The 22962-nt window shown below is 55.8% G+C and carries 24 protein-coding genes; 20 read left to right on the forward strand and 4 right to left on the reverse strand.

What is annotated here, in order from left to right:
• Window positions 1-96 precede the first annotated feature (96 nt).
• Together ACP150_RS19565 and ACP150_RS19570 are read left to right on the forward strand one after the other, a co-directional pair.
• Window positions 97-2451 carry a sensor histidine kinase gene (locus tag ACP150_RS19565; RefSeq protein WP_424968391.1) on the forward strand — a complete coding sequence of 785 codons (2355 nt, stop codon included), beginning with the start codon at window positions 97-99 and terminating at the stop codon, window positions 2449-2451.
• Window positions 2448-4439, forward strand: coding sequence for a hypothetical protein (locus ACP150_RS19570; protein WP_424968392.1), 1992 nt, complete (start codon window positions 2448-2450; stop codon window positions 4437-4439). The genes ACP150_RS19565 and ACP150_RS19570 overlap by 4 nt, the downstream gene beginning before the upstream one ends.
• A gap of 114 nt (window positions 4440-4553) precedes the next feature.
• On the opposite strand, the gene ACP150_RS19575 is transcribed toward ACP150_RS19570, so the two are convergent.
• Complete coding sequence (locus tag ACP150_RS19575) at window positions 4554-4751, reverse strand: hypothetical protein (protein WP_424968393.1); 198 nt, start codon at window positions 4749-4751, stop codon at window positions 4554-4556.
• Here ACP150_RS19575 and ACP150_RS19580 point away from each other — a divergent pair.
• From ACP150_RS19580 to ACP150_RS19590, 3 genes are read left to right on the forward strand one after another with little or no spacing between them, the layout of a single operon-like run.
• Complete coding sequence (locus tag ACP150_RS19580) at window positions 4741-6219, forward strand: DEAD/DEAH box helicase (RefSeq protein WP_424968394.1); 1479 nt, start codon at window positions 4741-4743, stop codon at window positions 6217-6219. The two genes, ACP150_RS19575 and ACP150_RS19580, sit on opposite strands and share 11 nt — an antisense overlap.
• Complete coding sequence (locus tag ACP150_RS19585; RefSeq protein ID WP_424968395.1) at window positions 6203-8035, forward strand: ATP-binding protein; 1833 nt, start codon at window positions 6203-6205, stop codon at window positions 8033-8035. Before ACP150_RS19580 ends, ACP150_RS19585 begins: the two co-directional genes overlap by 17 nt.
• A complete protein-coding gene (locus tag ACP150_RS19590; RefSeq protein WP_424968396.1) occupies window positions 7981-8943 on the forward strand; it encodes a phospholipase D family protein in 963 nt (320 codons plus the stop codon). Before ACP150_RS19585 ends, ACP150_RS19590 begins: the two co-directional genes overlap by 55 nt.
• Before the next feature lie 150 nt (window positions 8944-9093).
• On the opposite strand, the gene ACP150_RS19595 is transcribed toward ACP150_RS19590, so the two are convergent.
• Both ACP150_RS19595 and ACP150_RS19600 read right to left on the reverse strand, forming a co-directional pair.
• Window positions 9094-9798 carry an RES family NAD+ phosphorylase gene (locus ACP150_RS19595; protein ID WP_424968397.1) on the reverse strand — a complete coding sequence of 235 codons (705 nt, stop codon included), beginning with the start codon at window positions 9796-9798 and terminating at the stop codon, window positions 9094-9096.
• Complete coding sequence (locus ACP150_RS19600; protein ID WP_424968398.1) at window positions 9795-10211, reverse strand: antitoxin Xre-like helix-turn-helix domain-containing protein; 417 nt, start codon at window positions 10209-10211, stop codon at window positions 9795-9797. The genes ACP150_RS19595 and ACP150_RS19600 overlap by 4 nt, the downstream gene beginning before the upstream one ends.
• Window positions 10212-10604: 393 nt before the next feature.
• Here ACP150_RS19600 and ACP150_RS19605 point away from each other — a divergent pair, with 393 nt between their 5' ends.
• On the forward strand, window positions 10605-10958 hold the full coding sequence (locus ACP150_RS19605) for a hypothetical protein (RefSeq protein WP_424968399.1): 354 nt from the start codon (window positions 10605-10607) through the stop codon (window positions 10956-10958).
• A gap of 6 nt (window positions 10959-10964) precedes the next feature.
• Here ACP150_RS19605 and ACP150_RS19610 read toward each other — a convergent pair whose 3' ends face one another.
• A complete protein-coding gene (locus ACP150_RS19610; protein WP_424968400.1) occupies window positions 10965-11261 on the reverse strand; it encodes a hypothetical protein in 297 nt (98 codons plus the stop codon).
• 577 nt (window positions 11262-11838) lie between these two features.
• On the opposite strand from ACP150_RS19610, the gene ACP150_RS19615 reads away from it, so the two are divergent.
• From ACP150_RS19615 to ACP150_RS19680, 14 genes are all read left to right on the forward strand, one after another.
• Window positions 11839-12456 (forward strand): lytic transglycosylase domain-containing protein, encoded by a 618-nt coding sequence (locus ACP150_RS19615; protein WP_424968401.1) that lies wholly within the window; start codon window positions 11839-11841, stop codon window positions 12454-12456.
• The gene (locus tag ACP150_RS19620; protein ID WP_424968402.1) at window positions 12453-12743 is read left to right on the forward strand and encodes a TrbC/VirB2 family protein; all 291 of its coding nucleotides are present in this window, start codon (window positions 12453-12455) and stop codon (window positions 12741-12743) included. Before ACP150_RS19615 ends, ACP150_RS19620 begins: the two co-directional genes overlap by 4 nt.
• Window positions 12744-12754: 11 nt before the next feature.
• Window positions 12755-13036: a type IV secretion system protein VirB3 gene (locus tag ACP150_RS19625; RefSeq protein WP_299882694.1), complete on the forward strand. Its 282-nt coding sequence runs from the start codon at window positions 12755-12757 to the stop codon at window positions 13034-13036.
• Entirely contained in the window at window positions 13026-15389 is a 2364-nt protein-coding gene (locus ACP150_RS19630; protein WP_424968403.1) for a type IV secretion system protein B4, read from the forward strand. Before ACP150_RS19625 ends, ACP150_RS19630 begins: the two co-directional genes overlap by 11 nt.
• Entirely contained in the window at window positions 15386-15556 is a 171-nt protein-coding gene (locus ACP150_RS19635) for a hypothetical protein (protein ID WP_424968404.1), read from the forward strand. The genes ACP150_RS19630 and ACP150_RS19635 overlap by 4 nt, the downstream gene beginning before the upstream one ends.
• A gap of 65 nt (window positions 15557-15621) precedes the next feature.
• Complete coding sequence (locus ACP150_RS19640; RefSeq protein ID WP_424968405.1) at window positions 15622-16701, forward strand: lytic transglycosylase domain-containing protein; 1080 nt, start codon at window positions 15622-15624, stop codon at window positions 16699-16701.
• Window positions 16698-17531: a type IV secretion system protein gene (locus ACP150_RS19645; RefSeq protein WP_424968406.1), complete on the forward strand. Its 834-nt coding sequence runs from the start codon at window positions 16698-16700 to the stop codon at window positions 17529-17531. Before ACP150_RS19640 ends, ACP150_RS19645 begins: the two co-directional genes overlap by 4 nt.
• Window positions 17532-17544: 13 nt before the next feature.
• Complete coding sequence (locus ACP150_RS19650) at window positions 17545-18201, forward strand: virB8 family protein (protein WP_424968407.1); 657 nt, start codon at window positions 17545-17547, stop codon at window positions 18199-18201.
• A 2-nt stretch (window positions 18202-18203) separates the two neighbouring features.
• Complete coding sequence (locus tag ACP150_RS19655) at window positions 18204-18902, forward strand: TrbG/VirB9 family P-type conjugative transfer protein (RefSeq protein WP_424968408.1); 699 nt, start codon at window positions 18204-18206, stop codon at window positions 18900-18902.
• Window positions 18899-20260: a TrbI/VirB10 family protein gene (locus ACP150_RS19660; protein ID WP_424968409.1), complete on the forward strand. Its 1362-nt coding sequence runs from the start codon at window positions 18899-18901 to the stop codon at window positions 20258-20260. Before ACP150_RS19655 ends, ACP150_RS19660 begins: the two co-directional genes overlap by 4 nt.
• On the forward strand, window positions 20260-21243 hold the full coding sequence (locus ACP150_RS19665; protein WP_424968410.1) for an ATPase, T2SS/T4P/T4SS family: 984 nt from the start codon (window positions 20260-20262) through the stop codon (window positions 21241-21243). Before ACP150_RS19660 ends, ACP150_RS19665 begins: the two co-directional genes overlap by 1 nt.
• Window positions 21240-21446, forward strand: coding sequence for a hypothetical protein (locus ACP150_RS19670; RefSeq protein ID WP_424968411.1), 207 nt, complete (start codon window positions 21240-21242; stop codon window positions 21444-21446). Before ACP150_RS19665 ends, ACP150_RS19670 begins: the two co-directional genes overlap by 4 nt.
• Window positions 21443-21847, forward strand: a complete 405-nt coding sequence (locus ACP150_RS19675) for a hypothetical protein (protein WP_424968412.1) — start codon at window positions 21443-21445, stop codon at window positions 21845-21847. Before ACP150_RS19670 ends, ACP150_RS19675 begins: the two co-directional genes overlap by 4 nt.
• Window positions 21848-21856: 9 nt before the next feature.
• Complete coding sequence (locus ACP150_RS19680) at window positions 21857-22954, forward strand: type IV secretion system protein (protein ID WP_424968413.1); 1098 nt, start codon at window positions 21857-21859, stop codon at window positions 22952-22954.
• Window positions 22955-22962 lie beyond the last annotated feature (8 nt).

Genomic DNA, 22962 nt, shown 5'->3' on the forward strand with positions numbered 1-22962 from the left:
AACCAAAGGTTAGAAATAGTTGATTTTTCTTAGGCTTAAGGGTCAAGTCGAACCAACGCGCAACAAGCACTCAATGGGGCAGATTAGTTATACGTCATGTTCACTGTTACGGCGAGAACGGTACTAGAGCTCGGCTCAGAGCTAATATCTTCAGACGTGATCGCCTTTTATGAGTTGATCAAGAATGGGTTTGATGCCCAATCCTCGTCTGGCGTTAAAATAAAATTTGACATTTTACTAACACAAAGGTCCGCTCAAACGGTTTTGCGTTCATCGGTTCAAGATCCGGAAGAGTTTAAGGCATTGATCGAAAGGCACATAGAACGCGATATCGATCCGTCCATCAAGACAGCGTTTGAATCTGAGCTCGACGAAGCAAACTCGACAAAAGAGCTTAGGGAGATTGTTGCAAACGCTCCCGAGAAGCATAACCGAATTGTCGTTGAAGACACCGGCGATGGCATGTCAGCAAAGAGCCTGAAAGAGGCTTTCTTGGTCATTGGAACATCATCACGCCGAGATGCAGTTTCCGAAGCCCTAAAAACGGGAAAGGCAGCCACACCTTATTTGGGTGAAAAAGGGATAGGTCGTCTCAGTGCGATGCGCCTTGGGGACACTCTGGAAGTCGTCAGTGCCAGTGAAACGGACACTCATCTAAACATTCTGAAAATTGATTGGAGTGACTTCTCTGAGCCGGGCCTCATGCTCGAGGACATAGATGTCAAGCCACGCAAGGGTCGCAAAAAGCCCACCCCTGACTACCATGGAACAAGGCTCTTCATTGGGCGGCTTGAACAGTCTTGGTCACGTGAAAAGGTAGCCGAACTTGGAAAGTATGACTTCGCTAGGCTTATCGATCCACGCATGCCTCAGAAGAAGCGCCCCAAGGTTACCGTGTATTTCAACGAAGAGCGAATAGCGACTCCGAGACTGCCTTCCTCGATCTTGGAAGCAGCTCACGCTTCGATGAAAGGCCGGTTCGAGTACGTCGACGGCGAACCAATCCTGACGTGCAATGCGGAAGTGAAGGACCTTGGGTTTGATCATCCGCCGGAGACCCATACTTACGTGCTCGATGCCCAAGAAATGCAGGGAGCCTTCGGTGAGGAGCTTGGGGAGGTGCTTGATGAAGCCCTGCAAGAGCTCGGTCCATTTAAGTTTGAACTCTATTGGTACAATAGACGCCGACTAAGCCGCGTTGATAGCACAGGGCAGAACAAGTCTCTTCGCGAACTCCAAGACCAATGGTCAGGAATCATGCTTTTTCGCGACGGTTTTAGAGTCTTCCCTTATGGCGAAGATCGCGATGATTGGTTGGATCTCGATCGCAAAGCTCTCAGACGTAGCGGGTATCTCCTGAACAAAACCCAGTTTATTGGCAGGATATCGATCTCACGCATACAAAACCCGCTACTAATCGATCAAACAAACCGGGAAGGGTTGCGTGAGAACGACTCCCAACAGGCGTTCTTGAACATTGTGAAGTGGGCGACCCAAGAGGCGCTCGGGGATGCGATCGGAACGACAGAACGGGAACATAAGCCGCAGAAGGCCCGAATTGTGGGGGCCGCAGATCGCCTCAAGACGCTCGAGCGTCGTGTGAAGTCGGCGGTAGGAGGACTGAGAGAGGTCGTGCCGCCTGGAGAACGCGAACCTGTCGATGAAGTTCAGCACACTCTGCAAGAATTGCTCGCGTTTGCTGAAGCCTTGAGAGGACGAATTGATGAAGCCGAAAAGGAAGGACGCCAACTTCTGGATATGGCAGGCGTAGGTTTGATGGTTGAGGTCGTGGCTCATGAGTTGGCCCGGTCTTCGGAGAACGCGTTAAACGTCCTCGGCTCGTTGAAAGATGCCGATGTTTCCGACGAAGTCCGCTCTCAACTTTCAACGCTGCAAGCAGCCCTCAAGTCACTAGGAAAGCGCATTCGCATTCTAGATCCGATGAGTGTTTCCGGGCGCCAAACCAAGGAAACCTTCGACTTGAAGAAGGTCGTCGACGAGGTTCTGGAGGCGCATCAGTCGCAATTTGATCGCGAGAGTATTCAAGTGCTGCGAGATGACGATCCGAGGCCGGTGAAAGTCACCGCCGTCCGGGGCATGGTCATCCAGGTGCTAGAAAACCTCATTTCAAATTCGGTCCACTGGCTTGACGTGCGAGGCAAACGGGACGTGAGCCTTACACCGACTATTCGGATTTCTGTAGAAGCTAATCCGCCGCTGATCACCTTCGAGGACAATGGAGCTGGGATCAGCCGGGAGAACGCAGAGAAGGTGTTTCATCCATTCTTTTCACTGAAAGAGAAACGAAAACGGCGAGGACTTGGGTTATACATCGCCCGTGAAATTGCAAATTATCACCAGGGAACATTAGAGCTTTCCAATCAAATTGATGACGAGACGGGTCGTCTCCACAGATTCCTTTTCGAGTTACCTGAAGAAGCAAAAAGATGACACTTGAAGAAGCTTTGAAAGACCACGGAATTGCTAACGTACTCGTCGTCGATGATTGCTTTGACGATGTTCCCCTTGCGAATGATCTTGCCGACATAGATGAAGCTTGGTCGAATTTTCATGATGACTGGAATGTAAAGATCGAGGAGGTCATCGCAAAGGTATACAACGGTCAGCTGGACGAGCCACACGAACTAAGACAGGATGATGATTACATCGCCGCACTTTGGCATTCTCGGGCTGAAGTTGGAGCAGAACCAATCTTCGAGGCCTATGAAGCCACACAACGTTTGGATGGCGATGTCGCAGCAAGGCTTGAAGAGTATTTGGGTCAGCTTGGACTGACTTGCACTCGAGCCGGACGTGCATTTGCGGACACGGAAGTAAAAGCGGACCTGATCGTCATAGACTTATTTCTGGGGGCTGCTCAGGATCCAAATGCTGCTGAGCTTTCAAAGCAGGGCCTAAGGAAAATCGCAGAGCAGTACGGTGCTGAAATGCCACCGGCGATTTTGTTTTCGAACAGTACCAGATTGGCGAGCAACGCGGATGAGTATCGTGATCATGTAGGCCTTCTCGAATCCGGGTTTAGGATCCTGGCTAAGTCGGAACTTAAGACCGATGGTGCTCTAAAGAGGCAACTCGAGCGCCTAGTATCCAATCGCAACGAAACTGTTGTTCTCGGTAGGTTTCTTTCAGCGCTTGAGGCAGGCATGGCAGATGCTTCGAAAAGAACAATTTCAATAATGCGAGGCGTGAACCTTTCTGACTTGGCGCAGCTAAGACAACTTTTGTTGGAGTTTGAGGGAAAGGCGCTTGGTGCTTACCTGGTAGATGTTTTCGATCGGGTTCTACAACACGAAATCGAGAGCCAAGTACCAATAATTGAAACAGCCAACGAACTCAGCAAGATTGACAACCTCGACCCAGGGCCTCCCTACCTTTCTGGCGCATTTAGGACTCAAGACTTGGTAGCCCGCATGATCTCGCAAGCTGAGGCCAGACTACCTTTGGGAGGGAGCGAAGAATTTCCAGTAGCGTTCGGTGACGTCTACATGAAACCGACCGCCGTGCCTGAAGCGCCCGAAGCTCAAGATGGTAAAGTCGACAATGAGCCCGCCAACGATAGTCCTCCGGCTGACCCCCAAAAGAACGACGTGGCTTCCGAGGTACTTCTGGTCGTGACCCCCGCATGTGATCTTCTTCGTGGGGCGGCGGAGTCTGCGCTTTTTTTGAAAGGACAGTCTAAACAAATCTCCGACCAGAGCTGGCTGTACAAAGGAGATAAGAGCCCCGCAGTCTCAATCGATGGAACGCTCTGTCGTATCGACTGGGACCTTCAAAAGTATACTACGCTTCCACTTGCGGAGGTAAAGACACTGATCGAAGAGGGTAGTGTCAGAAGGGTCGCCCGCCTTCGTCAACCACACGTGCTGGAGCTACAGCAAAAGCTTCTGACGTCAATGGGACGTGTCGGTTTACCCGCTCCAATGCCCGCTCGAATAGAGACGACTGTCCATGCATTTTACTATGGTGCCGATCTCAAAAGAAAGTCGTTGGAGACTGAAAGTCTCTCCGCTGGTTGTGCATGCTTTGTTGGGCGTGACGAAAAGGGAAACCGCGTCGCAAGCTTAGTATTGACCGAGAGCGCTTGCGAAAATGCAATTACTGCTTTGGACAACCTTTCAGACGACGACGTTCACAATAACGGCCGTGCCTCACTTAAGGCAATGACAGAGTCTTCCGAATTGCAGAAGTTACTAGAGCAAGGAATTCAACTAAACAGCCCCGAAGATGGCAAGGTGAGAAGCATAAAGATACAGACGAAAGCAGGCCAAGTTCCAGTGCTTCACTTACTATGGAATGGAAACGAACCGCCCGAAGAAATAGAGGCGAACAATACTTTTATCAGAGGAATAGTTCTCCACATTCAAACTCATACCGAGCAACCAGATCCGCAGCTTCAGTTTGTTGCAGCGTTCGAATGAAACAAGTTGCCTAACCAAAGCATATGGTTGTGTCCGAGATCTCATCAAGCGTTTCAAGTAGTGAGAATGTTCTGCTGCAGTTTCAACTGCGCGGCCCTATCTCCGGAACCATATTCACGGAATTTCTTTTCTTAAGAAGTAGTCGCCGATGGTTTTGAGCTCACCGGGCATCTCAATAGAAAATTTGCTGCTTTCAGCAAAACCAAGATCGATCTTGTCATTGCTGCCTGAATCGACCGTCAATTTAATCAATCGCATGTCCCCTGGCATACTCTTAACTCCCGAAACCAACCAAGTTGCCGTGGCAGTCATCAATCCCAAAGAAGCTCTCGAGAACTCGGCAAAACGAACGAAAATTATCAGGCTCTTGCCAATCGAAAAGGCTCGTGAGCTTTGCGCAAAGCTGGGTTTGGAAGCTGAGCGCAATCCTTACAGCGCAATTGAAGCGAAGATTGCAGAAACCGGCGTCCAACCACTCTACGACTTCTTTGGAATTGTTGAAGATCCACATGCTCCGCGCGCGGCAGCGTCTACCTCACAGTCGGTGCCAGCGGCCTACGGGCTCTTCCCTCATCAGCGAGTTGCGGCAAGAAAAGTTGCGGAGGCATTGGCACGTGCGCCACGAAAGGTCATCCTGCACATGCCCACCGGTGCAGGAAAGACGCGCACCGCGATGCATCTTGTGGCGCGACACTTACGGGAATTCGGGCCAACGGTCGTTGTGTGGTTGGCCCAGAACCGGGAATTGCTCGAACAGGCATCTGACGAGTTCGATAAGGCATGGCAGCCGCTTGGCGACCGGGATGTGCAGTTAGTTCGCTTCTGGGGGAATCGACGTGCGGCGGTGAACGACCTGCAGGACGGCATTATGATCGCGGGCCTCGCGAAGATGGCCAGTCTTGATACGAGAGATGTGTCGACGCTCTTATCGCTCGCTGACAGGGCCTCGTTGACTGTGATCGACGAAGCGCACCAAGCGATCGCACCAACCTACGCAAACGTCCTCAAGGCGCTATCCACGAAAAGGCCAGAAAACGCCCTTCTAGGCCTGACGGCGACGCCGGGGCGAAGTTGGTCGAAAATTGAAGAAGACAAGCGCCTCTCGAACTTTTTCGACGGACAGAAAGTCCTTCTTGAAGTCGAAGGCTACGATGACCCAGTCTCTTTCCTGATGGAAGAGGAGTATCTTGCGCGTCCCGAATTTAAGCAACTCGAAGCGCCATCAGACCTGAGATTCGAGAAGTCAGACCAAGCACTGGTCGAAGATGAACCGGAAATTTCGGATGAAATTCTCGAGAAGCTGGGGCGAGACGCGGCGCGAACAGAAGCGGTACTTGGGGCAATCGTTGACGCGACAGACCGGCACGACCGCATTATCGTTTTTGCCCCGTCTGTTGAGAACGCCAAACTTCTCCAGGCAATGCTCACAATCAGAGACATTGAAGCATTGTTCGTGTCGGGGGAAACTGAGACCGCAGAACGGTCCCGACGAATTCGACGATACAAGTCCAACGCAAAGAACAAGATCGTGATGTTGAATTTCGGGGTGCTGACTACCGGCTTTGATGCGCCACAAACGAGTTGCGCGATCATCGCGCGACCAACTCGTTCGTTGGTGCTTTATAGCCAGATGGTCGGCCGTGCCACCCGAGGCATTCGCGCTGGCGGCAACGAAACTGCAGAGATCATCACAGTGACCGACCCTGCCCTTCCAGGTTTTGGCTCGGTCACTGAGGCGTTTTCAAATTGGGAGGACGTTTGGCATGACCCAACAGGATGAGGTGGACCAATTGGCTCCAGAGGCGGAGATCATTCCACCGGAACTCGCCGTGCGAGCGATGCGCGATAGTGGGTACCGCAATACGGACTATGCGTTGGCCGAACTTATTGACAATTCGGTGCAAGCGAATGCCACCCAAGTTGATGTGATCTGTCTGGAGGTCATGAAACAGGTCAGTCAAAGAAAAAGTCGCCGCATCGAACAGATCGCCGTTGTTGACAACGGCGACGGTATGAATCCGGCTACCCTCCGCATTGCCCTTCAGTTCGGCAATGGGACGCACCTGAAGGACCGCAAAGGCATCGGACGGTTTGGCATGGGCCTCCCAAACTCATCGATTTCCCAATGTCGGCGCCTGGAAGTCTGGTCATGGCAGGCGGGACCCAAGAACGCGATGTGGACATATCTGGACGTCGATGAGATCGAAGGGGGTTTAAAGGCGGTGCCGCTCCCTGTTCAAAAACCAGTTCCGCCCGAGTGGCTTGAGCGTTCTGACTTATTCGGGACGTCAGGCACCTTGGTTTTGTGGTCAAACTTCGACGACCATCGCCTCCAGTGGAGAGGCGCAAAGGCGACCCTGGAAAACACCGAAAACCTAATTGGACGAATGTACCGAAAGTTCATAGACGCCGGCGATCTGACGATCAGACTTGCCGCGTACCATGATGGCGTTGCCACCTATGACGCACCAACGCGCGTGAACGATCCGCTCTATCTCATCAAAGAATCCTCCACCCCTCAACCGTTTGACAACGAGCCGATGTTCCAAGCATGGGGCGGAGGCGAGCAAGAATTCAGCATCGAACTTGATGGTAAAACACATCAAGTCTTTGTTCGCACAAGCTTTGCACGGGAAGAAACGGTAACCAGGGGTTCGACTGCTGATCGAGGCTCGACACCCTACGGCAAACACGCAGCCAAAAACGTGGGTGTATCCATCGTCCGCGAACGTCGGGAACTCGAACTCGATAAAGCCTGGACTATTGGCTATGATCCCAGAGAGCGGTGGTGGGGAGTCGAAGTCGAATTTCCGTCAGCACTTGACGAGATCTTCGGCGTCACAAACAACAAACAGCACGCGAATACCTTCGCCGCTATGGCCCAGTTCGATTGGACTGAGGAAGCGGAACCGGGGGAGCAGAAATCCGTTTTCAGGGAGCGGATGTTGAGCAACGGGGACCCGCGCGGGCTCCTGATAGACATCGCCGAGTTCATCCAAGAACAGCTTGATGAACTCCGTAGAAGGATCAAGGCGCAAACAAAAAACAGGCGCAGTACCCAAAAACGCCACGATGACCCTGACATCGAAGATCAGGCAACAGACAAATTCCGCCAGCGGGCAGAAGAGGGTCATTCGGCGCCGACCGATGATGCCGGATTCTCGGACGGTGATAGAGCGAACCTGCAAGACGACTTGATCGAAAACGATCACTATTCCTCTCAAGATGCCAAGAACATTGTGGAGGCCGTCGTCAGTCGCAAACGCAAAGTTCAGTTTTCGACAGGCCATCTCGACGGGCATCATTTCTTTTCAACCAAGCAATTTGGCGATCTGACCAAGATCACATTCAATACTAATCATCCGATTTACGACCAGCTTATCGAAGCGCTTGATCCGGACACTGAAGATGACACAGATGCAGATCTGCTCGATCGTGTTCACCGCGCATCAGATACCCTGAAGTTGCTGTTCGCTGCCTGGGCCAGGTACGAGCTGGAAGAAACCCAGAAGCATGACGACCTCATGGAGATGCGCCAGGAATGGGGCAAGATGACCAAAGCGTTTCTTCGGGAAGAAGTCGAGGGCAAGCCGTGATAATCGGCGACCAACTGCTCTCACTTCTAAGCGGCGCCAAAGGATCAGTTCGTATCGCAGCGCCGTTTATTAAAGTCCATGCGCTTGAACGCGTTCTTTTGGCCATACCGGACGGGGTCGACGTCACTTGCATTGCCCGAATGCGTCCAGAAGACGTCGCCAGTGGGGTGTGTGACTTGGAGGTATTTGACTGCCTTTTTGATCGCAGAGGCGCCACACTTCTGATCCACCCTCAATTGCACGCGAAGTTTTTTGCTACCGATACAACTTGTCTGGTTGGCTCGGCCAATTTGTCTCAGACAGCATTGGGTTGGCGGACACCTTCAAATGTAGAGCTCTTGATCAAGCTCAGGACCACTGAGCATGGATTGGAGGAATGGTGGACGCAATTACTTGCAGAAAGCATTGAGGCAACCGAGGAGCTACGCGATGCGATAAAGGACGAGGCCGTCATGTTGGTGGAATCTGGAAAGCAAATAACAAGACCTGAGATTGAGCAAGATAGCATCGAGAACCCGCCTGTGTGGGTACCAGAATGTCCAAGATGGACCGGTCTTTGGGAAGTCTACTCCGGCGACGAAGAGCAGCTACCAAGCAGCGCCCTAGTGTCGGCAAAATCTGATCTCGCTGCTCTAGGTCTGCCTCCAGGCTTAAACGAACACGGTTTCCTAAAGGCAATGAGAACATCATTCAGGCATACACAAATCTTTCACCAGCTAGATCAACTATCACAGCAGGGCTTAAGCGACCTCGCCGGAAGTCAGCTAATGATCGATGTATGCGGTGTTGAACGGAGGGACGCCGGAAGACGTTGGCAGCTCCTGAAGAACTGGCTGAGCGGACTTTATCCAAATGAGTTTCGCATCGAAGCGGGCCAAGAAGTTCTGTTGAAAGGCAAATCGTTCTAGGAAATTGCAGTCAACGTTTAGAGCGTAGTTGGATCCCTGATGGAATTGAAATTCGCAACAAGCTAGTTCTGGTCAAGGTCCTCTGAGAGGCGCGACTGGATTGATCAACTCTATGTCTGTTTCCCGCCCAGCCCGCGAAAGACGAGACCACTATTCCCGTGTGATTTCGGGAGTGGCCTCTCCTCTCCAAGCAAATGTCCACGTATCGCCTTGACGGACGTTCTGAACCAAGTGCGGACGAAAAGCGACGAGGCAGCGCCCTCCGTCGAAACGTGTCGAGGGGTAAAGCAACCCATTGCCGCCTGACCCCAGCACGTCCTGTGCGAGCGTTTGGCCGATCGGGTAGGCAACGCGGGGGTCTGCGTGCAAGACCTCCTCCCCTGCCCTGTCCGCCAGATCATGCAACCGCGTCGTGAAACCAGCGAGCAGTTCGCGATACGCCGTCAAGTTTTCGAAGACACCCGTTGCTTCCAACTCGCGCGTCAGATGCCAGGACACTTCGGCTTGCGCTGTGAGGGCTGCTTCCTCGCCGTAGCTTGCATACCAGGCCCCGCGTTCCGGGCCGTTGAACCGGTTGCCTGTCGCCCGTGTGTAGCAAAACGCGGCATTGATGTACGTCCATCCATACCCGGCCGCCGCGGTTAACAACTCGGCAGGGTCAAGCCCGCCCGGGACTGGAAGCGTCACAGTTCGGCGCGCTGAGGTCAGTCCTTCGATCTCTTCAAGGACCGCCAGATCGTCCTCATCGTCGGCCAGCGGCGCCATGGCCGGCTCATCGATGTAGGCCGTGGAGATCAGGCGGATTGTCGTCGGATCGGTGAAGTCGACTTGATTGAGGTCTTCGGCTCGGATCACACGCCACCCCGGAGCGCATCAATGTGTTGCCTGACCTTCATCATCGCCGGAATGCCGCCATCGCACATGACCTGAACCGGGCTCCTTCCATTGAACCCCGGCCCCGTGTTTGCGGTTTTCGGCCAGCCATAGGTCAGCGGACCGTTGAACAAGAGCCGGAGTCCCTTGAAGAGACCGATCAGAAGGCTCGCCCTTGTGACTTTGTCCTGATCCAGCACACCTTTGTAGGTGCCGGCCTTCATTCTGCTCCACGTCGCACTGGGGACATCAAAGAGTGCCGCCGCTTCGGCATTCGACAAACCCCATGCGTCGGCAGCGCGGACGACAGCCTTGACGATTGCCGCAATCTTTTCAGCCTCGGCAACAGGTTGCACGGTGCCATCTTCGGGAGCGAACTGAACGGGTTCCAACATGGGGGCTCTCCATATGATGAGATACAAGTAGTCATATGAGGCACACAAGTCAAGGAATGGTTGGTGGTGAGTTCGTTAGCGTTTCAAACTCTGGCCAGCGATATCCAACAAGAGACAGACGTCTGCACCAACTGAGTAAAGCGCACTCTTACTCCCCTCTCGAGGTGACGATCGCTGTCATCACTTAATGCAAGACTACAAGATCGACACCTCGATTGACGCGCATCAACACGTCCCGAATGCCCATATGTATTGGATTCCCAGCAACATGATGCTTAATGCTATCAGCGGAATCGCGCCGATATCATAACATCGTCGCTGCTCGGCTGAGACGTGACTTGGGGCGGCTGACCTTTTCAAGACGAAGGGGTAGAGGCTGGCAAGGGGGAAGGAATGACGTTTGATCTGGGGAAGACCGCGCCAAATGTGGTCACCGAAGGTCGTTTGCGAAGCCTGATGGCAGAGGGGTTCAATGCAGAAGTCATCTGCACATCGTCCGCCACCCGAAAAGCCGCAGTCTGGTATGGGAAGTGGGTCATTCGCGGTGTGAGCCAGGACGGCTCATCTGAACGCTTGCTCGTTCTTTCGAGAGCCTCCGCCGACAAAGACGAAGTTCAAATCCGCGAATTCAAGACCGCCAACGGTTTGATCTCATTCCTCTCTGATCTTGGATGCAGTCACGCCAACATCCCTCTCAAGGAAGGCGGACGGTCAACACATACCCTGCAGCCTGGCGACGCAGATTGACGCCGCTCAATGGTCCTTGGATACGCTCTCGAGAAAGCGGCCGTATTCCTGGCTGACCTCTTGGGCTTCGGTAAAGGCGCGAGTTCTTTCTTGATCAAGGCACAGGAAGTATCGCTGGATTTCAGCGATGTAGGTTTCGAAATCCTTCTGGATGATATCCGCGAATTCGCGGGCTTGTGCCGGATCGCTCGGAACAAACGGCCGTGGTGGCGCAAGGCAGGTCATCGCATGCGCCTGATATCCGCAGAAAACCGCTGATACTATAAAAATGAAAAGAACCGCTGATGGATTGACCGCAGCCATCGATCTCTCTTTCGCGCTTAGAAACAATGGATTAGACCGTCATCCGACGCCAAATCAGCCTAATTTCAATATTTTATTGCTGTCAATATTATAATCTCATATCGTAAGCACATCCGTCACCAGGGCCCGGCCTGCAAACCAAGAGGTACGTCCGCAGACATGGGGTCTCAGTCAAGTGAAGGTGCTCCGAATGTGGTTACAGAGACTCTGTTCAAGACCCTCATTGAGAGTGCATGCAGCGCAGAGGTCGTCTGCGTCCAAACAGCCGAGAAAAAGTCGTCGGTCTGGTATGGCGCCTGGATCATTCGTGTCGTTGATCCGGCGCGAAACTTCGAAAAACTCCTTGTCCCTGCGCGACACCAAACGGCCCACGGTCCTGAGATCGTTCCAAGAACCTTCAAGACCGCCAACGGCCTCATCTCCTTTCTTGGGAGCCTTGGCTTCACGCATATTACAATCCCGCTTTACGAAGGCGGGCGCGCATCGCACACGCTTCCATCTGACACCGCGTCTGACCCGTCGTATCGTTAGTGTCTTCGCAATCTGCGTGATACCTGCAGCCGTGCAAGGGGAAGGGATGGTTCTCGTCATGCAGGGCGACGGCTCGCTTCGGGCCTCAACGTCGCAAAGCAACTTCGCACGAAACTACAACGACGGGATCGGCCAAGGATCGGCAAGCCAGGAGCTGGCGATCCTTGGAGACGAAGAGGAGGCATCCGCCGATGGCTTCAGAACCGGCATTGTCAGCCGGAGGGCTCTTGCCCCGACCCCGGAAATCCTTTCAGCGATCGACGACACCGCGCTCCGCTATGCCGCCCACCCCGGCCTGAGGCGCGCAGGCATCACCGTCACTGAGTGGCGGCTGGTCTTCCGTTCCAATATCGAGATCGAAAGCGCCTACAACCCGGCCGCCCGTAGCCGTGTCGGAGCCGTTGGTCTCGGTCAACTAATGCCGGACACAGCGCGCGCGCTTGGCGTCGATCCCCATGACTGGCGCGAGAACCTCGACGGCTCCGCCCGGTATCTGGCGCAGATGATGGCCGAGTTCGGCGATGTTCGCCTCGCCCTCGCTGCCTACAACGCAGGCCCCGAAGCCGTGGCCCGCCACGAGGGCATCCCACCCTACCGAGAAACGCAAAACCACGTCAGTCGTGTGCTGGCCGTGTTCAACAGGCTTGAAGGAGAGACCTCGTGAAACCAAACCCGAACGCCACCCTGGCCATGGCAACGCTCCTGTTTGCCATGGCCTCCCCTGCCCTGGCGCAGAGCATCGACCTGTCACCTATCCAGACCCTTCTCCAAGGGATTGTCGACGCCATCACTGGCCCACTTGGCATCGTGATTGGCACCCTTGCCCTGATTGGTGTCTTCCTCTCCTGGCTCTTCGGCATTCTCGATTTCCGCCAGGCACTGTGGGTCCTTGTTGCCATCGCGGGCATCGCCGCTGCGCCGACCATCGTCGCTGCAATCTGGACAACCTGAGGATCACCAAGATGGCAGCGGAACAGTCCCCCCTCTTCACCGGGCTCGTGCGTCCCCCCAAATTGATCGGATTGCCGATCATGTACGCCATGGTCTGGCTGTTCGGGTCCGTTTTGCTGTTCCTGTGGATCCAGCATTGGGCCGTTGCCATTGCGGCAGCGGCGGCCTATCCGGCCCTTTGGAAAGCGGCGGATTGGGACCCCAATTTCCTAGACGTGGTGGCCACCACTCTGCAGGAAACCCCACCGACCGCGAACCGTCGAATACACGGGGGCGACAGCTATGCCCCGTGACGACGTCCAAGCGCAGGACACGCTTCTTCCGGCATGGACCGGCAGGGAAAGACAACTGGCCCATATGCTGCCCTATGTGAGCCTGGTCGACGGCCAGACAGTTCGAACGCGCGGCAATGAACTCTTCCAGTGCCTTCGACTGAAGGGCGTCAACAGCAATACGACAGATGATGTGTACCTCGACAAAACACGGGCGCTTTTTGCGCAGATCATCGCCCAGATCGGTCCGGATTTCGGGTTCTATGTGCACAAGGTCTCGAAGGGGATTGAACACCACCTGCGGCCAATTGAAGGCGATGATTTCGCTGCGGCTGTAGATACCGAGTGGCGCAGATTTCTGGATCAACGTGGCCTTCGGGACAAAACGCTGACGTTGACCGTGGTGCATCGCCCTGCCCTCGTGTCACGTCTGCCCTTTTCGACGCGCAAATCCGTCTCGCTCCTGGCGACCCAGACGGAGAAACGCTTGCGCCGCCTGGGCGAAGTTGTCGGCTTCCTGAAATCAACCTTCGCGGATATGTCCCCGCGCCTCCTCAAGGCAAGCACGGGTGAGCTTCTGGGCTTTCTTGGAGGCCTGAACACGGGCCAGGAACTGCCCCTCTTCCTGTCCTCCAAATTTGGCTTTGTGGCGCATGACGTTGCCAACTGCCGGGTCACCTTCAAGGGCGCAAGCTTTGTCGTTTCCGATGGCGCGGTGGGGACGCGTTACGGGACCACATTCGCCATCAAGACCTATCCTCCGAAGACCGCCTGCACGATGTTCGATGACCTGAACCTGCCGGTGGATATGGTCGTCACCCATTCGTTCACGCCCATCAATTCGAACATCATGGGATCGCGGATCAAGCGCCAACGTCGGCTGATGCGCGCCGCCGATGACGGCGCAATCTCATTGGAAGCCCAACTCGCCGACGCACTCGACGATCTGGAATCCAAACGCCTCAGCTTTGGCGATCACCACATGACTGTCACTGTCTTCGGTGACACACCGGAAGAGCTCAGCGCCATTGCCGGGGAAGTGCGCAACATCGGGGCGTCCGAAGGTGTCAATCTGATCACCGAAGCATTCGCGGCAAAGACCCATTTCTTCGCGCAACACCCCGGAAACACTGCTGCCCGGAGCCGCAAGGCGGCAATCACCAACCGGAACTTTGCCGACCTCGCTGCCTTTCATCGCACCCAACTCGGAAAGACCAACGATCAGGTCCCCTGGGGCCAAACAATCACGATGTTCCCCACACCGGAGCAATCCGCCTATCGCTTCAGCTATCATGAACAAGGCGCCCCGACCGCAGAGCCAACTGGCGGGCACACACTGATCCTCGGTCGTCCCGGATCAGGCAAGTCAGTCCTGTCTGCCTTCCTGCTCACGCAGGCGCGCCGCATCGGGGTGCGTGTCTTTGTTTTCGATTATCGCCAGGGCATGGAGATGGCTGTCCGGGCAAACGGTGGCCGCTTTTCGGCTGTGAAGGCGGGCGAGCCGACAGGCCTCAATCCTCTTCGCACCGAGATTGATGAGCGCGGTCAGGCCTGGTTGTCCGATTGGCTGGCGGCCTTGATCCATCGCGAAGACAAGCCTCTGTCACCAGCCCAGGCAAACCGGATTCAGGAAGTGGTCCGCCAGAACGCAACCGCGGCCCATGACGACCTCCGGAACTGGTCTGATCTCGCATCGCTCTTTGGATCGACGGATGACAATGGCGACCTGCATGAGCGGTTTCTGGAATGGACAGAAACCGGGCGATACGGCTGGATCTTCGGACAGACCCAGAAGGATACGTTTTCGCTCGAGGGTGAAATCGTCGGCTTCGATCTCACCGGTATCCTCGACAGCGAAAGCGAGAAGGAGCGCATGGCCGTTCTGTCCTACCTTTTTCGGCGGGTCGAACGGAAAATCGAGGATCGCAAACCCACAATCATCGTCATCGACGAAGCCTGGAAGGCGCTGGACAATCCTTATTTTGCCGAGCGATTGTCCAACTGGCTGGTCACCGCTCGAAAACAGAACGCGGTTGTCGTGATGATGACCCAATATGCCAGCCAGCTGGAACAGACGCGGACCGGCAAAACCATCATCGAAGCCGTTCCGACACAAATCCTGCTGCCCAATATTCGGGCCAATGCGTCCGACTACGCGATGCTCAATCTCAACGACAAACAGCTCGATGTCCTGCTGAACACCGGGAGCAACTCACGTCTTGGGTTGGTGCGGGATGATCAGGGCTCCGTTGTCGTCGACACCGATCTCAGCGCTCTGGGTCCCCTGCTTACAATCCTCGGTGGGATGGAAAAGGGCGAACAACTGGTTGGCACGGACTACCGAACACGTCCCGACTTCTGGAGGCTGCCATGAGATTTCACGTTCCCTTCTTGATCCTGATCTCAGCCCTCGCGGGATGCGAGCAGTACAGACCGTCCGAGGCCAACTGCTTCAGCTTCGTGGCGCGAGGGCCCGCCGAGAAGAACTGCAACTTTGAGCCCTTGGGCGATGCCGATCGCAGCACGGGGTGGCGCGAGTGATCTCCAGATGCGCGGCATATCTTTGCACTATCTGCATCTGCTGGGGAACAGTGCAAGCTCAAGGTGTGCCAACCGTGGATGCCGGCTTGGCGGTGCGCAACCAGGCGGCAAATGCGCATCGCGAACGTGATCTCGCCGTTCAACGCGAAAAGCTCACCGTTAAAGAGCAGATCGCTGAGATCGAACGCGAGCAGCTAAGGGTGCTCCAGCAGATCCTCGACGCGCAAACGAGCTTTGACGGCCAGGGCATTCCGGGCACCATCGACGCGCTCGAGGTCGGCGGAACGCCAGAGCAATCTGCAGATTTTCTATACGGCGCAGATGATCCCAATCCAGGTGCTGATCAGATGTTTGGCGATGCTGCACTCAATATTGAGCAGCTCATAATTCGCGTCGCACAGGAGACCCACGGTCTTGGGGGCGTCGGCCGCGCGGGACTGAGCGTCCGCCAATGGCGTGCCCTGCTGCAGGCTCTGATCTGGCAGGAAAGCCGGTTCACCATCGGCGCACGTTCACCGGTCGGTGCATTCGGTCTGACACAAATCATGCCCGGCACCGCCGGCGATCTCGGCATCTATCCGGAATACTATGACAACCCCTACCTGCAGGTGCATGGCGGCGCGCGGTATCTCGCGGCACAATTGGCGCGTTTTGACGGCAACATCATCTATGCGCTTGCCGCCTACAATGCGGGTCCGGGGCGGGTCATCGAATACAGCGGTGTGCCGCCATTCACGGAAACCCGGCACTACGTCACCGTCATCCCGCAAAAATACAACGCCTATCTTGCCCGCATGGGCGGCGCTGAAGCCCTTGGCACCATCGATCCGGCTTTGCTCGCAAATTCGAACCTATCCCTGACGAGCGCAGGTGCTGCGACCTACGGCAATCACTCGATGGCCTCCATTCAAGCCGCCGCCATGCGGATTGCCAGCATCGTCGAGCGCATCAGTGAAACGTCGGACCTGCAAGAGTCGATGGCGTTGAACGCCTACGCGCGCGCTGAACTTGTTCGGCTCATCGCCGCACGCACACGCCTGCAGGCGACCCGAACACGACCCTTGAGCGCGGCCGAGATCGCCATGGCCTCAGCGCAGCTTGAGGAACAGCAGTTCATGGATTTCACACTGGAGGACTTGGAATGACACATCGCACTTTCAGTTGGGCGCGACGCCGTCTTTGCCTGACCGCCTTGGGTCTGGTGATGGCAACGGCCCCTGCCCCTTTCCTCATTGCACCGGCGGTCGCCCAAGGCGTGCCGACGGTCGATACTCAAAACATCGCGCAGGAGATCCAGCAACTCCGGCAGATGATCGAAGACGAGGTCCTGCAGAACGAACAACTCGTCCAGCTGCGTGAGCAATTCGCCACGCTTCAGGAGCAACTCGCCCAGCTTCAAGACACCTATGCTGCGCTGACGGGGCTGATGGAGCTTCCCACTGTCATCCGCACCGAGATGGAGGACGAACTGAACGGGCTTCTTGATCAGGAGTTCGGCGACATCCTGGCGACAATTGATGCTATTCGCGAAGGCGACTTTTCCCGGCTCGCGGGCAACAGCGCAAGCCGGATCGAAACGCAAATTACCCGTGTCCTGGCCGAGGCCGGGTTTGACGAAGACACGCTGCGCGAGATGGCGACAGGCGGCAATGACGGGGCAAGTCGCACCGCGACGCGCGCCACAACCGGCGCTGTCATGTCCGCCGCGGCCCAGACCTCCTATGAGGAGGCGGGCCAGTCTCTGCAACGGGTGGATCGCCTCGTTGGCATGATCGGCGACATGGAAGAGCTGAAAGACAGTGTTGATCTCAACACGCGCGTCACGGCGGAACTGGCAATCGCGCTGGTCGCGATGTGGCAACTCGAAGCTGTGCAAACGATCGGGACCGGACAAACCGGCGTCATCGACGCAGCCACCATCGCCGAGGAACAACGTTACATGGATTTCACTCTGCCCGAGCTTGAAGCCAGATAGGAGACGCTGGCCGGTGACGCGCGAAGCCGAAATTGTCGAAGAAGAACTGATCTACGGGGCACGCCGCCGCGAGCAGCTATGGCAGCGACTTGCATTCGCTGGTCTGATCTTCGGTGTTTTGGGCTGTCTTTCGGCCGCAGCCGTCTCAATCCTCGACGTCGATCCGGCTCCTGTTGTCGTACCCTATGACCCAGAGACCGGTCTGGCGCTTCCCAATGCATCGGTGGGCGCCGTCTCAGTCACGGAAAACCAGGCCATCATCGAGAGTGCCGTGTTTCGCTACGTGACCGACCGCGAAACCTACAATCAACTCGACAACGATGTCCGCGTGCGCAGCATTCTCGAGCGTTCCGACGGGGCCGCCGAGACTTCTATGCGCAACATCTGGAACAGTGCAAACACCGACGCCTATCCGCCCAAGGTCTATGGAGCCAATGCCCGCCTTGAGGTCGAGGTTCTCAGCATCAACCGGATCGGGAGCAACCGTGCAACGGTTCGCTTGCGGAAGCGTCTAACCTCACCTCAGGGGATCCAGGCTGGTCTCTTCACGGCGACCCTGCTCTTCGAGTTTCGTCCTGAGGAGCGCCGGTCCATCGACGATGTCTGGACCAACCCCTTCGGCTTCACCGTCACCGAGTATGCCATTCGCTCCGACAGGTTGGAGAATTGACAATGCGCTTGATCCTCCCAGCTCTTCTGTCTGTTTCGATATCGGTTGCGGCAAACACCGCTTTTGCCGAGGCCATTCCAAGATCAGGACCGAATGACAGCCGCGTCCGTGTGGCAACGTATCAGGACGGACAGGTCTATCGACTCAAAGTCAGCCTGACCCATGTGACGACGGTTGAGTTCGGACAAGGCGAAACCATCCGCTCGATCATTGCTGGCGACACCGAAGGATTTCAACTCGACGGAGTGCCTGGTGGACGCGCATTTGCAGTGAAACCCAATGCCCGAGGGGTTCACACCAACATCACCGTCTATACCAACCGGCGCAGCTACTACTTCAATGTGACTGAAAGTTCGTCACCCACATTCTACGTGGTGCAGTTTCGGTATCCCGACGAAAACCGGCGACCCACAAACGCAGTTGCGCAACGCGCGCCGAACTACAACTACGCCGCTAGCGATCGGACGAATTTCACACCGTCTTCGGTGTGGGATGACGGCACGTTCACTTTCTTCCGATTTCCTCGCAATGCGCCCGTTCCCGCGATCTTCCAGCACAACAATGGCCGCGAGCGAACCGTCAACAGCACGCAAGTCGAGGACGGCGTTCTGCGGGTCTCCGGTGTTGGCCACGAATGGGTCCTCAGGCTGGGGGACGAGATCGTCTGCATTCAATCGACCAATGCGGGGGCATCGTCATGAGTGATATCGATGATCTCAGCAAACGCCTCGCCGCACTCGAAGGCGCGCAACCGTCCAAACCGAGATCAAAGCCCTCTCTTCTGGTGGGACTTCTTGGAACGAGCGCAATCGCGGTTCTGGGCCTGCTCGTTTACTCAGCTCTGCAGAAAACACCAGAAAACCCGCTCCCGACCGCGCAACCAGAAGAGTTTCAGATGACTGGGGATGGGTTTGGCGAAATCGAGCCCTTCGTGCCCCCTGCCCCGCCGGAACCCGAAGTCGTGGTTGTCGAGTCGGACCCCGAGCCGAATGCGGAATTGCTCGAACAACTTGCAGCCCTTCGTGCCGAGATCGAAGCGCTGCAGAACGCACCGGAACCGGTTGTTGAAGAAGACACCGCGGCCGCAGACGCCATCAACGCACTGACGGCACAGATTGCCGCCCTGGAGGAAGCCTCACAAAGAGCGCAGGACCAATTTGCAGAAGAACTGGCCGCGCGAGATCGGGAGCTTCAACAACTGCGGATGGACCTCGACCTCGCAAAACTGCAGACCCCCGCCCCTGCGCCTGGACCGTCAGAAGCCGATCTCCTGGAAGCCGAACGCCTGCGGTTGCAACGAGAGGAAGAAGCAAGACGCTTGGCTGAGCTGCAGCGTCGAAGGGACGAGGAAGCGGCGTTTCAGGAAGCGCGGATCAAGTCGCCGACCATCGCATTTGGCGGAAACAGCACGGGCGAAGGCGAACTCGCGGAACGGACCTTCGAAGACGTGACCGACTTCGTCCTGAACGGCGCCCTACCCTCAACCGTCACGCAAGCCGAGGTCATCGCAAACCCCGGCAATACGATTGTGCAAGGCACGATGATCCAGGCCGCAATGGAGACGGCAATCTCGAGCGAACTCCCCGGGCAGGTCCGCGCGGTCATCACCGAGGACGTGCACTCCTATGACGGATCCCGCATCTTGATTGCGAGAGGATCGAAGCTGATCGGCCGATATCGTTCGGGTGCCGACATCGCACAAAGCCGCATCACGATCGCCTGGGATCGGATCATCCTGCCCACCAACCAAACGGTCACTATCAGCTCGTTTGGAGGCGATGAACTTGGACGCGCCGGCGCTACGGGGTTTGTCGACACACGCTTCAAAGAGCGTTTCGGCTCGGCGGCCCTCATATCGTTGATCACCGCTTTACCCGGCGCCGCCGCGGCGCAGGTCCAGGATGAAACGTCTGCCGAAATCCTCGAAGATGTGGGTGACGACTTCGCGGACAGCGCCGACAGTGTCATAAACGACTACCTCTCCATCGGTCCGGTGATCTACGTCGAACAGGGCGCAAGGATCACTGTGATGGTGGACCGTGATCTGGAGATCTTCTGATGTCGGGCGCTTATCTCCAGGCCTCGCTCGACAAGCTACCCGATGCTTCTCGCGAGGACGTCATCGAGATTTGCATCAACCCTGACGGTTCTGTCTGGGGCGAATTCCACGGCGACAGGTTCATGTCGCCATTGGAACGCAGCCTGACGCCGACCGAGATCAAGGACATCGGAACCCAGATCGCATCGGCCTCAAACTCGACGATCAGCAAAGCCAAGCCCATCGTATCGGTGAGCATCAAGTACCGGGACCGCCCGGTGCGCGCGCAAGTCATCATGCCACCAGCCGTCAGCGAAGGCATGTCGATCTCGCTGCGGTTTTTCACCTCCCTGCCCCTCCACGACGTCGAGTTGAAATTCCTTTTTGGGGCCGAACGTAGCCTCGAGACAGACAGGTTGAACAGAAACCGGGAGCTTCGAGATGTCGTCAAAGGCGGCGATATCTACGCCGCGATCCGCTTCTGCGTGGCACACAAGCTGAACATGATCGTTTCAGGCGGCACCTCGACCGGCAAGACTGTAGCTGCGCGTAAGATCCTGTCGTTCGTCGCGCCAGAAGAACGCATCATCACAATCGAGGAAGCCGCTGAACTGATCCCTGCGCAACCAAATGTCGTGACCCTGCTGGCCAGCAGGGAAGAGAGAACACGCAACGCTGACACGTTGCTGACATCGACTTTGCGCATGCGCCCGGATCGCATCGTTCTGGGCGAGGTCAGAGGCTCCGAAGCAATGACCTTCCTTGAAGCGATCAACACCGGCCACGGCGGATCCATGACCACTTTGCACGCCGAAACGCCCCAGTTGGCAATTCAACGCCTAGCGATCGCCGCTCTCAAGACTGAAGTGCCGATGACCCACACCGACATGGTACAATACATCGAAAGCTCAATTGACGTGATCATCCATGCCGCGCGCCATGCAGGCGACCGCGGGATCACGGAATTCTATTTGCCCGGACAAACGGGAGGAAACGCAACATGAAGACCTTTGAACACGAAGTCCTGACTTACGATCTTTCGGAGCAAGGTATGACAGCTCAAATGAAGACTGAACTTGCAGAATGGGGGCATGCCGGCTTTGAAGTCGTATCTGTAGTCAACTCGGACAACTACCGAAGTGTCGTTACAGTGTTCCTCAAACGCTCAAAAGACGATGAGAGCGACAAGCCTGGACAAGCGGCATGAGGTGGGTTGTCCCAGTCATTCTTGGTTTAGCTGCCACGGTACTGGACGCGATCTCTCAACAAGCGTTGGCAAACGAAAGCGAAACCTTCCCTTTTTGCCAGGATCGCCCGGAAGAACCACCGATAATCTCCGACATGGGCCCCAAAGACGCGCATCGGGCATACTTGCTCCAGCGAATGTATCGCGCTCATTCCTTCGAATTGATCGCGTCAAGAAATGACTGTTCATGCGACAACAGGTTTCCTGGCTGGGAAGCTGTGCTTGTTGAATACCGGGAGCGGTTTGCCCGGCTTGAAGATCGCCATGATGTATACGAAGCGACCGAGCAATACGAAGCCGCGATCAGGACCAACCGGACGCTCGCCAGAGAACTTTGCGTCGCTCAAGGGCATTGGAACTGAGGTCGCAGTATGTCGGTCGTTACATACTTCGTTGAAACAGCTGAGAGTTTCTTGGAAACTGCTGCCGAAACGCAGTTTGGCGCCGTCGCCGCCACTACCGGCACAATTATCCAGGTAGCTGCGACTATCGTCGTAATTTTTGTTCTGTTGAACGCCGCGTTTCAGTACCGATCAGTAGACGGTCGAAGCGCCTTCTGGTTAGCCATCAAAATCGTCCTTGTAGGCGTGTTTGCGACCAACTGGGCTCAATTCAATTCGCTTTCCTCCGCTGTTCTGAGCGGGATCGACAGCATAGCAGGTTCATTGGTCGCCTCGGTGGGAGGCGGTACACCGGGACCCTCGGGGACCTTTGCCGAAGAATTTGACCGATTGATTGCCAGCTTAGGTGACTATCTCAACTCCGCAGGAGCAGAACTGAATTGGATGGCAGGCGCGTTGATGGACACTATAGGAGTTGTTCTTCTTTCGCTGCTTGGCGGACTTGCTGCCTTCATTATCGTTGCGTCACGGTTAATGATCGCTCTGTTGATCGGAATCGCTCCGATCATGATCTTCCTCACGCTTTTCGACGTTACAAAAGACTACTTCGCTCGATGGCTGTCGGCCTTGGTATCGTTTTCGCTATACCCAATCGTCGTGGCCGGAGTGTTTGCTACGATTACAGGTGTATCGCGCGCGCTGCTTGTTGAGCTGGGAGATCCCGAAGGCGCAACCAACATCGGCGCCCTAATTCCATTCTTCATGATGGTGCTGATGGCAAAGGGATTTATCATTGCGACACCCTTCATTGTCAGAGCGATATCCGGCAACATCGTGATGCCAGCTTTGACATCAGGGCTAGGTGGGACCTACGCGTTTAGCCGTGCCGCAATGGGTAGCCAGCAAGCATACAATCGGTTCTTGGTGGGTACAGCCACTGCTCCAGAATATGCCGCAATGCGCTCTCGGCAGTTCCTAGGCTTCCAGAATTTGCCAGCGCGCGGCTCCATGGTCCCAGCCAACAATTCTGTCCCCACAAACCCCAACCCACCATCGACAGGGACAGCGGCTCGGATGGAAGCTCAGAAAGCCCGTGCTCAGCGTTTGGCGGATGCAAAGAAGTGTTAGAACGGGCT

Source organism: Dinoroseobacter sp. S375 (genome assembly GCF_049800775.1).
Taxonomy (GTDB): Bacteria; Pseudomonadota; Alphaproteobacteria; order Rhodobacterales; family Rhodobacteraceae; genus Dinoroseobacter.